This is a genomic window from Streptomyces sp. NPDC002889 (assembly GCF_042888425.1).
Taxonomy (GTDB): domain Bacteria; phylum Actinomycetota; class Actinomycetes; order Streptomycetales; family Streptomycetaceae; genus Streptomyces.
In genome coordinates, this window is record NZ_JBIAPT010000050.1 from 1 (window position 1) to 14,149 (window position 14,149).

12 protein-coding genes are annotated in these 14,149 nt (G+C 70.7%); 8 read left to right on the plus strand and 4 right to left on the minus strand.

Features of this window, described 5'->3' with window-relative positions; genetic code table 11:
• Positions 1-96: 96 nt before the first annotated feature.
• The 4 genes from ACFYWI_RS37620 to ACFYWI_RS37635 all read right to left on the minus strand — a co-directional run bounded on the left by ACFYWI_RS37620 (position 97) and on the right by ACFYWI_RS37635 (position 4,167).
• Positions 97-1,080 (minus strand): carbohydrate kinase family protein, encoded by a 984-nt coding sequence (locus tag ACFYWI_RS37620; RefSeq protein ID WP_389240560.1) that lies wholly within the window; start codon positions 1,078-1,080, stop codon positions 97-99.
• Positions 1,081-1,113: 33 nt separating this feature from the next.
• Entirely contained in the window at positions 1,114-2,328 is a 1,215-nt protein-coding gene (gene metK / locus ACFYWI_RS37625; protein WP_389240562.1) for a methionine adenosyltransferase, read from the minus strand.
• A gap of 97 nt (positions 2,329-2,425) precedes the next feature.
• A complete protein-coding gene (locus ACFYWI_RS37630; protein WP_389240565.1) occupies positions 2,426-2,893 on the minus strand; it encodes an SCP2 sterol-binding domain-containing protein in 468 nt (155 codons plus the stop codon).
• Complete coding sequence (locus ACFYWI_RS37635; protein ID WP_389240567.1) at positions 2,890-4,167, minus strand: NAD(P)-binding domain-containing protein; 1,278 nt, start codon at positions 4,165-4,167, stop codon at positions 2,890-2,892. The genes ACFYWI_RS37630 and ACFYWI_RS37635 overlap by 4 nt, the downstream gene beginning before the upstream one ends.
• Before the next feature lie 172 nt (positions 4,168-4,339).
• On the opposite strand from ACFYWI_RS37635, the gene ACFYWI_RS37640 reads away from it, so the two are divergent.
• The 8 genes from ACFYWI_RS37640 (at position 4,340) to ACFYWI_RS37675 (ending at position 13,976) form a co-directional block, all read left to right on the plus strand.
• A complete protein-coding gene (locus tag ACFYWI_RS37640; RefSeq protein WP_389240569.1) occupies positions 4,340-4,837 on the plus strand; it encodes a hypothetical protein in 498 nt (165 codons plus the stop codon).
• Positions 4,834-6,450, plus strand: coding sequence for a multicopper oxidase family protein (locus tag ACFYWI_RS37645; protein WP_389240571.1), 1,617 nt, complete (start codon positions 4,834-4,836; stop codon positions 6,448-6,450). The genes ACFYWI_RS37640 and ACFYWI_RS37645 overlap by 4 nt, the downstream gene beginning before the upstream one ends.
• A 166-nt stretch (positions 6,451-6,616) precedes the next feature.
• A complete protein-coding gene (locus ACFYWI_RS37650; RefSeq protein ID WP_389240573.1) occupies positions 6,617-7,792 on the plus strand; it encodes a nucleotide disphospho-sugar-binding domain-containing protein in 1,176 nt (391 codons plus the stop codon).
• Positions 7,780-9,630 (plus strand): asparagine synthase (glutamine-hydrolyzing), encoded by a 1,851-nt coding sequence (gene asnB / locus ACFYWI_RS37655; protein WP_389240575.1) that lies wholly within the window; start codon positions 7,780-7,782, stop codon positions 9,628-9,630. Before ACFYWI_RS37650 ends, asnB begins: the two co-directional genes overlap by 13 nt.
• Before the next feature lie 25 nt (positions 9,631-9,655).
• Positions 9,656-10,324, plus strand: a complete 669-nt coding sequence (locus ACFYWI_RS37660; RefSeq protein ID WP_389240577.1) for a TenA family protein — start codon at positions 9,656-9,658, stop codon at positions 10,322-10,324.
• A gap of 34 nt (positions 10,325-10,358) precedes the next feature.
• Positions 10,359-11,561 carry a cytochrome P450 gene (locus tag ACFYWI_RS37665; protein WP_389240580.1) on the plus strand — a complete coding sequence of 401 codons (1,203 nt, stop codon included), beginning with the start codon at positions 10,359-10,361 and terminating at the stop codon, positions 11,559-11,561.
• A gap of 10 nt (positions 11,562-11,571) precedes the next feature.
• Complete coding sequence (locus tag ACFYWI_RS37670; RefSeq protein ID WP_389240583.1) at positions 11,572-11,847, plus strand: ferredoxin; 276 nt, start codon at positions 11,572-11,574, stop codon at positions 11,845-11,847.
• On the plus strand, positions 11,844-13,976 hold the full coding sequence (locus ACFYWI_RS37675) for an MMPL family transporter (protein ID WP_389240585.1): 2,133 nt from the start codon (positions 11,844-11,846) through the stop codon (positions 13,974-13,976). Before ACFYWI_RS37670 ends, ACFYWI_RS37675 begins: the two co-directional genes overlap by 4 nt.
• Positions 13,977-14,149 lie beyond the last annotated feature (173 nt).

Sequence of the window (14,149 nt, forward strand, 5' to 3'; positions counted from 1 at the left end):
TCGGATCCTGAGCCTGGAGCATCGTGCCCATCGCACCATCGGCAACGACGACACGCGTGGCCAGCGCTTCACGCAGCGCTTCGATCCGGGTCCGGTTCATGCCGCTGCCGCCACATGCGGGGCCAGTTCGGCCGCTGCCTCGTCGCCGTAGGTCCCACGGACGCGTGCCAGCAGATCGGAGCCGTTCAGCTCCTCCGGCTGGGTGCCCGTGGTCTCCAGCACCGTGGTGGCGAGCGCGCTGCCCAGCTGGGCCGCGCGCTCCAGGCCGAGGCCCCAGGCGGTCGCGGCGAGGAACCCGGCGCGGAACGCGTCCCCGGCACCGGTGGGCTCGACCGTGCCGGTGGGCTCGACCGGCCGTATGTCGACGGGCCGCAGCCCCGCCCGCTCCACGTGGACGCCGTCCGCGCCGCGTGTGGTCACCCAGGTGCCCACCCGGCCCAGGAGCTGCTGCTCGGTCCAGCCGGTGCGCTCCTGGATGAGCACGCTCTCGTACTCGTTGGTGAAGAGATAGGCCGGCCGGTCGAGCAGTCCGCGCACCTCGTCCCTGCCCATGCGGGCGAGCTGTTGCGAGGGGTCGGCGACGATCGGGATGCCGAGGTCCGCGCACTCGCGTGTGTGGCGCATCATCGCCTCCGGATCGTTGGGCGAGACCACCACCAGGTCGAGCCCGCCCGCCCGTTCGTGCACGGGCCGCAGCTCGATATGGCGCGCTTCGCTCATGGCCCCGGTGTAGAAGGAGCCGATCTGGTTGTGGTCCTCGTCGGTGGTGCACATGAAGCGGGCGGTGTGCAGCGACTCGCTGACGCGCACCGACTCGGTGTCGACGCCGTTCTCCTTGAGCCAGACCTGGTAGTCGGCGAAGTCCGTGCCCACCGCGCCCACGAGGTAGGGGGCGAGGCCCAGTCGGCCGAGGCCGAAGGCGATGTTCGCCGCGACGCCGCCGCGTCGGATCTCGAGCTCCTCGACAAGGAAGGAGAGTGACACCTTGTCGAGGCTGCCGGCGATGAGCTGCTCGGTGAACCGGCCGGGGAAGACCATCAGGTGGTCGGTTGCGATCGAACCAGTTACGGCTATGCGCACGGGGTCACTGCTCCTTCGTCGGTCCGGCGGCCGTCAGTCGGCGATGGCTGCCTGGCGCAGCTTCTCGGCGCGGTCGGTGGCCTCCCAGGTGAACTCGGGGAGGTTCCTGCCGAAGTGGCCGTACGCCGCGGTCTGCGCGTAGATCGGCCGCAGCAGGTCGAGGTCGCGGATGATCGCGGCCGGGCGCAGGTCGAAGACCTGGTTGATGGCGGCCTGGATACGGGGCACGGGCGCGGTCTCGGTGCCGAAGGTCTCGACGAACAGACCGACCGGCTCCGCCTTGCCGATCGCGTACGCGACCTGGACCTCGCAGCGTGCCGCGAGGCCGGCGGCCACCACGTTCTTGGCGACCCAGCGCATCGCGTACGCCGCCGAACGGTCCACCTTGGACGGATCCTTGCCGGAGAACGCGCCACCGCCGTGGCGGGCCATGCCACCGTACGTGTCGATGATGATCTTGCGGCCGGTCAGGCCGGCGTCACCCATCGGGCCGCCGACCTCGAAGCGGCCGGTCGGGTTCACGAGCAGGCGGTAGCCCTCGGTGCGCAGGGGCACGCCGTCCTCGGCGAGCTGCCGGAGCACCGGCTGCACCACGCAGTCGCGGATGTCCGGGATCAGCAGCGCGTCCAGGTCGATGCCGGGGGCGTGCTGGGAGGAGACGACGACGGTGTCGAGCCGGACGGCCTTGTCCCCGTCGTAGGCGATGGTGACCTGGGTCTTGCCGTCGGGGCGCAGATACGGGACGGTCCCGTTCTTGCGGACCTCGGACAGCCGCAGGGCGAGACGGTGCGCGAGCGTGATGGGCAGGGGCATGAGCTCGGGCGTGTCGTCGCAGGCGTAGCCGAACATCAGGCCCTGGTCGCCGGCGCCCTGCTGGTCGAGCTCGTCGCCGCGCTCGCCCTCGACACGGTTCTCGTACGCCGTGTCGACGCCCTGCGCGATGTCGGGCGACTGGGCACCGATGGAGACCGAGACGCCGCAGGACGCGCCGTCGAAACCCTTCGCCGACGAGTCGTATCCGATCTTGAGCACGGTCTCCCGGACCAGACTCTGGATCTCGGCGTAACCCTGGGTGGTGACCTCGCCGGCCACATGGACCTGGCCCGTGGTGATGAGCGTCTCGACCGCGACCCGTGACTTCGGGTCCTGCGTGAGCAGCGCGTCGAGGATCGCGTCGCTGATCTGGTCGGCGATCTTGTCGGGATGGCCCTCGGTCACGGACTCCGAGGTGAACAGACGAAGGGACACGGAACCTCCAAGGTGCGGTGCTCAGTTGCCGGACGGTCGTTCCGGGCGTCGTTCCGGGCAGCCTGCGCGCGACGGCTGCAGGAGAGCTCAAAGGCAGCTATACGGCCGGCGGCACCTCTCGGCTGCCGTTCGCGGGTGTGCTGCGGGAGCCGAACCATTCGATCCAGTTCATGGCGAAGAAGACATCGCCGGAGATCTTGAGCCGGCCGTTGACGAAGGCGTCGGTGCCCTTGAGTTCGCCGATGGCGAGGGCGACGAGATCGTTGACGTCGACGCCGATGGTGGCGTCCGCGGGGCGGTCGGCGGCGGTCGCCGTAGCGGTGCAACTGCCCGCTTCGACCACGATGTAGCGATGGCGTACGCCGAGAGGGGTGTTGACCGCGTAGTGGAAGGTACCGGACTGTCCGTGGGCCCGTTCGGGACGGAAGCAGGCACAGAACCATTCGAAGACGAGCTCCAGGACCCGGTCGACGTCGTCGTCGGGTGCCTGGCCTCCGGCGCCGGCGGCGCCGGTCTCGGCGAACTGCCTGAGCCGGGAAAAGCGGGCGTCGGCGGGCGGTGTCATGAGGCGTCACCCGCAGCGCGAGGTGCGGGCACGATCACGGTGTGCTCGATGAGGACGGAGGCGTCCTTCTCCCCGTCGCCCGCGGCGACCACGGCGGCGAACCCGGCACGGACCGTGTCCAGTACAGGGAGTTCCACTCCGGTCGCCGTGGCGTCGTCGAGGGCCAGGCGGAGGTCCTTCTCCATGAGCGCCGAGCGGAAGAACGCCGGCTCGTAGGCTCCCTTGCGCATCAGCTCGGCGCGGAACCGCATGACGAGGGAGCTGAATCCGCTGCCCGCGATGGCGGTGAGCAACCCGTCGCGGTCCAGTCCGGCCCGTACACCGTAGGCGACCGCTTCGGAGAGCGAGGCGACCTGGGCGCCGAGCAGCAGATTGAAGATGAGCTTGAGCGTGGCGGCCGTGCCGGGGGCGCCCAGGTGCAGCACCTCGGAGCCGATGGCGTCGAGGATGTGCGCGACTTCGGCGGCGTCCTGTTCGGCGCCGCTGGTGTAGACGCGCAGCTTGCCCTCGCGGGCCTGGAAGGGGTTGCCGACGACGCACGCCTCGACGCGGCGCAGCCCCGCGTCGCCGAGACGGGCCGCTGCCTTCCTCGCGTACTCCGGCGAGACGGTGGAGGTGTCGATGACGATGCTGCCCGGGGCGAGCACCGGCGCGATACGGCCGAACAGGACGTCGTCCACGGCCGCTTCGTCGCTGAGGCTGAGGACGACGACCGAGTGGCCGCGGGCCGCCTCGGCGGGGCCCGCCGCCGAGACGGCGCCGGCGTCCACGAGCGGGCGTGCCTTGGCCTCGGTGCGGTTGTAGACGGTGAGGCGGTGGCCCGCGTCGATCAGTGCGTGGGCCATGCCGCCACCCATGTTGCCGAGCCCGACGAAGGCCAGGGCCGCGCGTTTGTCGTCGGCCGGCCGGGGGACGGCGTCGGCCGTGGCCCGGGGCTGGGACTCGGGCTGGAACTGGGGTGTCGACGGGATGTCGTACACCGTCTGCGTGGTGATCATGTCGCCCTTGGTGCGGTACTTGCCCAGCCGGCGGCGGTGTTCGACATGGTCCTGGCTGAGCTCGAACGTACGGAACGACGCCTCGTCGAGCCAGTCGGTGACCACGTAGTAGACGCTGCGGTCGCCCTCCGTCGTACGGGACAGGGTCTGACCGCGGTTGGCGGGCTGCCGCGCGATCGCCGACCCCACCTCCCACCAGGTGCTCTCGAACTCGTCCTGGGTCCCGGGCTTGATCTCCATCCGCAGAATCACACGGAAGAGGGGGGTCTCGGCCATCGGTCAGCCTCCTGGGCGTCGACAGGGATGCCGCATCACGTTCTCCGCTGTCGCTCGACGGCGGATCGAGGACCGGTCCGGCCTGGCTTCCGGTCCTGTCCTCGCCGCTCAAGTTCCGCTCGAGTCACGGCTGTCACTGTCGGAGGGTGCCGTCGACCTGGAGGAGTTCCGCATGAGTCAGCCACCAGACGTCCGCCCGGCGGGCACCGTGGGTCCCGCCGGGCGGGATCCGGCGGTGCCGCAGGCGCACTCGCCCCGGGGGCGGACGGCGGACGACCCGGACGCGGTGCGCAGGGGCCGGCGCTGGCCGCTGATCCTGCTGCGCTGCATCATCACCTCCTTTCTGCTGCTCACCCTCGTCCAGCCGGTGCTGGCGGGCATGTTCATCACGGGCGATGTGGATCTGCTGGACCTGCACGAGATCAACGCGCACACGATCAGCTTCCTGAGCTGGCTGCTGGTGATCAACGCCGTCCTGCTGTGGCGGCCGGGCCGTGGACCGCTGTGGCCGCTCGCCGTGGCCGTGCTGGTCTCGTTCCTGGTGCAGTTGCAGAGCGGCTCCGGCTTCTCCCGCAATCTCGGTCTGCACATCCCGCTCGGGGTCGCGCTGGTCGCCGGGGCCACCGCGCTCACGTACTGGTCGTTCGCCCACCGCGGCGGCCGCCGATGAGCGAGCGCAGGGCATCGGTGCCGCTGTCGCGCCGCCGGCTGCTGGCCCTCGCGGGCGGCGCGGGGGCGGCTGCCACGATCGGCGTCGCGGGCTGCGGCAGCCTGGCCAGCGAGGTGTCCGGGGAACTGCTCTCCAGCGGGGCCCGGCTCCCGGAACCGTTCCGGGTGCCGCTTCCGGTACCGGGGACGGCCGTGCCGGTGCGTACGGAACGCGGGGTCGACCACTACGAACTGGTGCAGCGGGTCGCCGACATGGAGATCCTGCCGGGCCTGAAGACCCAGGTGTGGGGGTACGACGGGCGTTTTCCCGGCACCACGCTCGTGGGCCGGTCCGGGCGGCAGCTGGTCGTGAGAGTGCGCAACGAGCTCCCGGTGCCGACCTCGACGCATCTGCACGGAGGCATCCAGGCGCCCGAGTCGGACGGCTATCCGACAGATCTGATCGTGCCCAAGGGGTACCGGCACGATCCGGCGGCCGGAGCCAAGGGCGGCCACGGGGGCCACGGCGGGGCCATGCATGTCGCCCCGGCCGACTGGAAGTTGTCGCAGGGCGCCAAGGACTACACGTATCCGCTCGACCAGCCGGCGGCCACGCTCTGGTACCACGACCACCGGATGGACTTCAGCGCCCCTCAGGTCTGGCGCGGGCTCGCCGGGATGTTCCTGGTGCGGGACGACGAGGAGGAGGCGCTGAACCTCCCTTCGGGCGAGCGGGACATCCCGCTGATGATCTGCGACCGGGCGTTCGAGGAGGACGGCGCGCTGCGCTATCCGTCCGTGGATTCCTCGCTGACCGGGGCGCCGGGCGTCGAGGACGCCTACATGGAGGGCGTGATGGGCGATGTGGTGCTCGTCAACGGCGCACCGTGGCCCGAACTGGAGGTGGACGCGGCCCGCTACCGCTTCCGGATACTGAACGCCTCCAACGCGCGCCGCTACCGGCTCGCCCTCGAGCCGGGCCCCCGCGAAGGTGCCTCCTTCGTACAGGTCGGCAGTGACGCCGGCCTGCTCGGCGCACCACGCGGGCACGAGGCGCTGCCTGTCGCCCCCGCCGAACGCTTCGACGTGGTCGTCGACTTCGCCGCGTTTCCGGTGGGGTCCACGGTCACGCTGCTGAACACCCTCGGTGAGGGCGGGATGCGTCAGGTGATGCGGTTCCGGGTCGCCCGGCCCGCGAAGGACGACAGCAGGGTGCCGTCGAAGCTCGCGGACGTGGAACCGTTGCGGGCGGCTGCGGCGGTGGCCGAGCGGCGGTTCGACTTCCGGCAGACGAATGCCGCCGACGGCACGGCGGTGTGGACGGTGAACGGCAAGCCGTTCCGTTCGGACGCCTTCGCCGCCCGGCCGCGGCTCGGGACGGTGGAGCGCTGGCGGTTCAGCAGCGACTTCCATCACCCAGTGCATCTGCACCTGGCGCACTTCCAGGTGGTGGCCCGCAGCGGCAAGCCGCCGCTGGAGACGGACGCGGGCTGGAAGGACACCGTCGATGTGCGGCCGTACGAGGTGGTCGATGTGCTGGCGCGGTTCTCGGGCCATCGCGGCCGCTACATGTTCCACTGCCACAACCTCGAGCACGAGGACATGGCCATGATGGCCAACTTCCAGGTGGTGTAGGGGTGTCCGAACTTTCGCGCACCGCCCTGTCGCGGTCCGGCTCCCTTCGAGCGGACCGCGACCGCAGCGATAGCCCACTGCGTCACCGTCTGGGCATCGCGGACCTCGCCCGATCGGCCATGACAGGGCGGGACGCAGCCGGCACTGAGAGGGGTTGGGGCGAGCCATGCGCGTACTGTTCACGACCTGGGCCTGGCCATCGCATCTGTATGCGCTGGTGCCGATGGCATGGGCGTTCCGGGCCGCGGGCCATGACGTACTGGTTGCCAGCCAGCCGGCCCTGTACGAGGAGACCGTACGGACCGGTCTGCCGGCCGTGTCCGTCGGCAGGGACGTCGACGCGGTGGGGATGGTGCGCGGGTACGTTCTGCCCACCGCCGACGACCCGGCCGAGGGCGGCGGTCAGGCACCGCGCAGCGGCAAGGGCCCACGCGCGATGCAGATGTTCTTCGCACACGCCGACTCCATGACCGACGACCTGGCACAGCTGGCGCGCGACTGGCGCGCCGACGCCGTGGTGTTCGAGCCGACCGCCCTCGCGGGTCCACTGGCAGCCGCCGCTGCCGGCGTACCCGCCGTACGTCTGCTGTACGGGACCGATCTGATGGCGCGGGCCCGGGGCCTGCTGCCACAGGTGCTCGCGCCTCTGGCCGAGCGGAACGGGGTCGGCGCCTTCGACCCGTTCGGTCTGCTGACCGTCGATCCGTGTCCGGACGACTTCCAGGTGCCGGTCGGCCATCCGCGCCTCGCGATGCGGTACGTCCCCTTCAACGGCCCCGGCGGGCCGCTCCATCCCCCGCTCGGCCCGCCGGGGACCGCCAGGCGGCGGGTGGTGGTGACCTGGGGTCACACGATGGCGCGTCTCGCGCCCGAGCGGTTCCTGGCAGGCCACGTCGCGGCCGCGCTGGCCGGACCCGGCACCGAGGTGGTGCTGGCGGTGACCGCCGCGCAGACGGCGCTGCTGGGTGACCTGCCCGGCGAGGTCCGGATCGTCGAGGACACGCCGCTGCATCAGCTGGTGGACGGCGCCGATCTGGTGGTCGCGCACGGCGGTGCGGGGACGGTGCTGACCTCGCTGCGGGCAGGGGTGCCCCTGCTGCTGGTCCCCCAGCTCCCCGACCACCTCGGCCACTCGGGTCGGGTGCTGGCCACCGGCGCGGGCGAGGTCCTCACACGGGACGAGGCGACGCCGGAACGGCTGCGCGCCGAGGCCGGGAAGGTCATGAACGGCGACGCGTATCGCGCAGCCGCGGACAAGCTGCGCGAGCAGATGCTGAGCCTGCCGTCCCCGGCCGAGCTGGTCGCCGAGATCGAGTCGAGGGTGGTCGCATGTGCGGAATAGCGGGGTGGGTCGACTTCGAGCGGGGCATGGCCGAAGAGGCCTCCACGGTCCGGGCCATGGTGGCCACGCTCGCCAACCGCGGCCCGGACGACGAGGCGGTGTGGACCGACGAGCGTGCGGCGCTGGCTCACCGCAGGCTGGCCGTCATCGACGTGGACGGCAGTCCGCAGCCGATGGTCGCCGAGGAGGGCAGTCGTACGCTCGCGGTGCTGGTGCACAACGGCGAGATCTACAACTACCGTCGGCTGCGGACCCAGTTGGAGTCGCTCGGGCACCGGTTCCGTACGGCCGGGGACACCGAGGTGGTGCTGCGCGCCTATCTGGAGTGGGGCGAGCGGTGCGCCGAGCGGCTGGAGGGAATGTTCGCGTTCGCCGTCTGGGACCCGCGCGCCGGGAAGCTGGTGCTCGTCCGTGACCGGCTGGGCATCAAGCCCCTCTACTACGCCGAGATCGGCAAGGGCCTGGTCTTCGGCTCGGAGCCCAAGGCGCTGCTGGCGCATCCGTCGGTCGAGTGCGTCGTCGACACCGAGGGCATGGCGGAGCTGCTGGCGTACATCGCCACGCCCGGCCATGCCGTCTATCGCGGGATGCGGGAGGTCCCGGCCGGCCATGTGACGGTGGTGCGGGACGGTGCGGTCGTCGAGTCGCGGTACTGGACGCTGCCGAACCATGAGCACCCGGACGATCTCGCCACGACGGTGGACACGGTGCGGGGTCTGCTGCAGGAGTCGGTCGCGAGCCATCTGGTCTCCGACGTGCCGCTGTGCACGCTGCTGTCCGGTGGTGTCGACTCCAGTGCGATCGCCGCCTTCGCCGCACGGTCGGCCTACGACGGCCGCCGTCCGAAGACGTTCGCGGTGGACTTCGAGGGGCACACCGAGCGCTTCCGCAAGGACTTCTGGCACGAGGACCCCGATGCACCGTACGCCGCCGAGGTCGCCCGGCATGTCGGCACCGACCATGAACCGGTGGTGCTGCGCACCTCCGATCTCGCCGACCCGGTGGTCGACGCGGCGGCGCTGCGGGCTCAGGACCTGCCGCGCCCCATCCCGGACATGGACCGCTCGCTGTATCTGCTGCTGCGCTCGGTGCGGCGGCGCTCGACGGTTGCGCTGATGGGCGAGGTGGCCGACGAACTCTTCGGCGGCTACCAGTCGTTCCGCGATCCGACGCTGGTGGACACCGCCAACTTTCCCTGGGTCACCATGGGTCTGCGGGTCGCACCGCACGGCATGAGCACCGGACTGCTGGACCCCGGATTCCTGAAGCAGATCGATGTGCCGGGTTATTCGGCCCAGCGGTACGCGGAGACGGTCGCCGAAGTGCCGCGGGTACCCGGCGAGTCGGACCACGAGCACACCATGCGCGTGGTCGGATACGCGCATCTGTCGCGCTGGCTGCCGCTGCTGCTGTCGCGTGACGACCGCCTGAGCATGGCCGTGGGCCTGGAGCTGCGGGTGCCGTACTGCGACCACCGCCTGGTCGAGTACGTCTACAACATCCCGTGGTCCATGAAGACCGCCGACGGCCGGGAGAAGAGCGTGCTGCGCTCCGCGGTCGCCGATCTGCTGCCGGCGTCGGTGACGCAGCGCCGCAAGAGCCCCTTCCCGATCACCCAGGACCCGCGCTACGGCGAGGTGCTGCGCGCCCGGTTCAACGCCGTCGTCGGCGATCCGTCGAGCCCGGTGCGTCCGCTGCTGGACAGCGCGGCGTGCGCCGGCCTCGCCGGGGAGGACCGGCCGATCGCGGTGGACGGCTGGGGCGAGCGCCGCAACGTGGAGATGGTGCTCCAACTCGACGCCTGGCTACGGCACTACCGCGTACGACTCGACCTCTGAGACCGACGAGAAGGGGCATGGGCCCATGCTGCAAGAAGAGCTCAAGGAGCTCGCCGCACCGATTCTGGACAAGGTCACGGAGCATCCCTTCTGGACTGGCCTGCGGGACGGTTCGCTGCCGGGAGAGTCACTGGCGCACTTCGTCGAGCAGGACACCGGCCATCTGCTGCCCTCCTACACCCGCGGGCTCGCCCGCGCTGCCGCCGCCGCCCGCGGCGAGGAGTACACCGCATTGCTGGGGCGGTCGATCACCGGGACGCTCGAGGCGCGCGGCAAGCTGATCGAGGCGTACGGGAAACTCGCGCCCGAGCTCGGCACCCCGCGGCTCGACCCGGACGCCGGTGCCGGTCCGGCGACCCATGCCCACTGCTCGTTCTTCCAGGCGGCGACGGCGACGTCGTTCGCCGCCGGGTTCGGGGCACTGCTGCCCATGGTCTGGTTCAACCACCACGTCTCCAACGATCTGTTGGAGCATCACACGCCCGGCTCGCGCTATGCGCGCTGGATCGAGATATACCACCCCGGCGAGGGCTACAGCTACGCGGTGAAAGCCTTCATGGCCACCGCCGACCGGCTCGGCGAGGAGCTCTCCTCAGCCGAACGCGCGGAACTGATCGACCACTTCACCCTGAGCACCCGCTACGAATGGGCGTTCGCCGAGGCCGCCTGGTCCAGGCCGTCCTGGCCGTTCTGACGTACCGCATACACACTGATCGGAAGGGACTGCTGTGAGCACCCACACCCCGCCCAGGTACCCGTTCGCGTGGACCCCGCCCATGCAGGTCCCGGGAGCGCTGCGCGATGTGCACGAGAAATCGGCGATGGAGGTGACCCTGCCGAGCGGGGACACCGCCACGCTGGTGACCCGTTACAAGGACGTACGGGCCCTGTTCGCGGACAAGCGGCTCTCGCGCAACATCGCGCGCCCGGACTGCGCGCGGATCTCCAAGGACAACGACCTGTTCATGGACCCGAACATCGACCCGGACCCGCCGGAGCACACGCGGGTACGATCCCTGGTCACCAAGGCGTTCACGGCCCGCCGGATCGAGGCGCTGCGCCCGTACGTGCAGCAGGTCGCGGATGAGCTGCTGGATGCGATGGAGGCCTCCGAGCAGCCCGTCGAGCTGAACGAGGCATTCGCCTTCCCGCTGCCGATCATGGTGATCTGCAAGCTGCTCGGCGTGCCGGCGGAGGACCGCGACCGCTTCCGCGGTTACGTCGACGGTTTCCTGTCTGTGACCAAGCTGCCGCCCGAGGAGGTCGGCGCCTGCCGCCAGAACCTGTGGAAGTACCTGGGCGACCTGATCGGGACCAAGCGCGAGAACCCCGGCGACGACCTGGTCAGCGAGCTGATCCGGGTGCGCGACGACGAGGACGACAGCCGGCTCAACGAGCACGAGCTGCACTTCTGGACCCAGGGGCTGCTGATCGCCGGCTATGTCACGACCGCGAGCCAGATCGGCACGGGCACCGCGGTGCTGCTGCACCACCCGGAGTTCGTACGGGCGATCCAGGCGGACTGGTCACTGGTGCCCTCCACCGTCGAGGAGCTGCTGCGCACGCAGATCATGGGCTCGTCGGTGGGCACCATGCGCTACGCGATCGACGACATCCCGCTCTCCGACGGGTCGGTCATCAAGAAGGGCACCAGCGTTCTGCTCTCCGAGGAGGGCGCGAACATGGATCCGGAGGTCTTCGACTGCCCCTTCGAGCTGGACATCCGCCGCAAGGAGAACCACCACATGACCTTCGGCGCCGGTCTGCACTACTGCGTGGGTGCGGCGCTGGCCCGGATGGAGCTCCAGGTCGCCACCGAGTCGCTGCTGCGCCGCTTCCCCGACATCCGGCTCGCGGTGCCGGCCGAGGAGATGCCGCGGGCGCTCGGCGGGTTCATGGAGGGCTTCACCGAGATCCCGGTCGAGTGGTGAGGAGAGTCCGATGCGTGTGACGGCCAACTCCGAGACGTGCGCGGTGAGCAGTCTGTGCGTGTACCGCGTGCCGGGGGTCTTCGACCAGGACGAGGACGGTCTGGTGCTGGTCCTCGACGAGTCGCCGGCCGAGGCACTGCACGAGGAGATCCGCCGGGCGGCCCGTGGCTGCCCGACGAAGTCCATCCGTGTGATCGAGGAGAAGGCGGCCGGGGAACCGGCCGCCGCGGTGAAAGCCTCCGGTGAGTCGGTGCGGGCCGGGGACAGAGCTGGGGGTGCCGGATGAAGCGGCTGGCGACCTTGCCGGGCGGGCGGCGGGCCAAATGGCTTGTGCTGGCTGCCTGGTTGATTCTCGCGATGGCCCTGGGCCCGCTGGCGGGCAAGGTGGCGGACGTCGAGGACAACGACGCGAACGCCTACCTGCCCGGCAACGCGGAAGCGGCCGTGGTCAACGACCGGCTGGAGGGGTTCCACACCGACGAGGTACTGCCCGCGGTCGTGGTCTATGTACGCGAAGGCGGCATCACGACGGCGGACCGGGACGCGGCGGAGGCGGACCGCAAGGAACTGGCCCCGCTCGTACCGGACGGTGCGATCGAGCCGCCGGTGGCGTCCGAGGACGGCGATGCACTCCTGCTGACCGTTCCGGTGCCCTACAGCGGCGAGTTCTCCGACGTGCTGAACAGGACACGCGAGGTGGCAGGCGCGGGTGCGCCGGCGGACCTGCAGGTCAAGGTCACCGGTCCCGCCGGTGCGCTGCAGGACACCATCGACGTCTTCGACGACCTGGACGGCACCCTGCTGATCGGCAGCGCGATCGTGGTCGCACTGCTCCTGCTGCTCATCTACCGCAGTCCCGTGCTGTGGCTGGTGCCACTGATCTCGGTGGGCTTCGCCTCGGTGCTGTCCCAGGTGATCACCTACGCGGGCGGCAAGTTCGCCGATCTGCCGGTGGACGGCCAGAGCGCGGGTCTGCTGACGGTGCTGGTGTTCGGTGTGGGCACGGACTACGCCCTGCTGCTGATCGCCCGCTACCGCGAGGAGCTGACCCGCCACGAGGACCGGCATGCCGCGATGCAGATCGCGCTGCGCCGCTCCGGACCGGCGATCCTCGCCTCCGCGGGGACCATCGTCATCGGCCTGCTGTGCCTGCTGCTGGCGGATCTGAACTCCTCACAGAGCCTCGGCTGGGTGGGCGCCGCGGGTGTGCTGTGCGGCTTCCTCGCCATGGTCACCGTGCTGCCGGCGCTGCTGGTCATCCTGGGGCGCTGGATCTTCTGGCCGTTCGTGCCGAACTTCGGACAGACACAGCGGGCCGAGCACGGCGGCTGGGCCCGTATCGGCGCGGCCGTGGCGAAGCGTCCGCGGCTGTCGTGGGTGGCGGCGACGCTCGTGATGGGTGCCCTGGCACTGGGTGCGACGGGTCTCAACTTCGGCCTGACGCAGTCGGAGATGTACACCTCGACGCCGGACTCGGTCGCCGGTCAGCGGCTGGTGGCCGCCCATTATCCGGGCGGCTCGTCCGCCCCCGCGGATGTCATCGCCAAGGCCTCGGCCGAGAAGCAGGTGATCGAGACCGTCGAGCAGGTGGACGGTGTGGCCGAGGTGCAGCCGGTGAAGTTCTCGCGCGACCGAGGACTTGTGCAGGTGCCCGTGGTGCTCGAGGACGACCCCGACACCCCCGCCGCCGAGCGGACCGTCGACCGGCTGCGGGACGCGGTGCACGGCATCGAGGGCGCCGACGCCAAGGTCGGCGGGGCCACGGCCAGCGCGCTGGACACCCAGAGAGCTGTGTCCCGGGACAGCAAGCTGGTCATCCCCGTCGTGCTGGCCGTGGTGCTGCTGGTGCTGATCGCCTTGCTGCGGGCGCTGGTTGCGCCGCTGGTGTTGCTGGTGACCGTGGTGCTCTCGTACTTCGGGGCACTCGGCGCGAGCAACCTGCTGTTCGAGCATGCATTCGACTGGGCAGGGGTACATCATTCCCTGCCGCTGCTCGGCTTCGTCTTCCTCGTGGCACTGGGCATCGACTACAACATCTTCCTGATGACCAGGGTCCGCGAGGAGGTCGGTCTGCAGGGCCATGGACGCGGAGTGCAGTCCGGACTGACCAGCACCGGCGGCGTCATCACCAGCGCCGGCCTGGTCCTCGCCGCCACGTTCTCGATCCTGGTCTCGCTCCCCCTGGTGACCATGGCCGAACTGGGCGTACTGGTGGGCCTCGGTGTCCTCCTGGACACTTTCCTGGTGCGCACCGTCCTCGTACCCGCTCTCTCACTGGACATCGGCAAGGGAATGTGGTGGCCGGGCGCTCTCCATCGCCTTCTGCGCGAGGGCGGTCCGGCCGCCGCATCAGGGGAATCTCAGGGTCCCGCCGCCGAGAACTCTCGCCCGCGGGGGGAAAACATTCCTCTCTGAACACGCATCCCACCGGCCGGGGGGGCCCGGGGGGGGGGGGGGGCGGGGCCCCCCCCCCCCCCCCCCCCGGGGCCCGCGGGGCGGGGCCCCCCCCCCCCCCCCCCCGCCCGCCGCCGCGCCCGCGGGCCCCCGCCCCAGTCCACAGCCGCCCAACCCACCACCGCCCGGCGGAC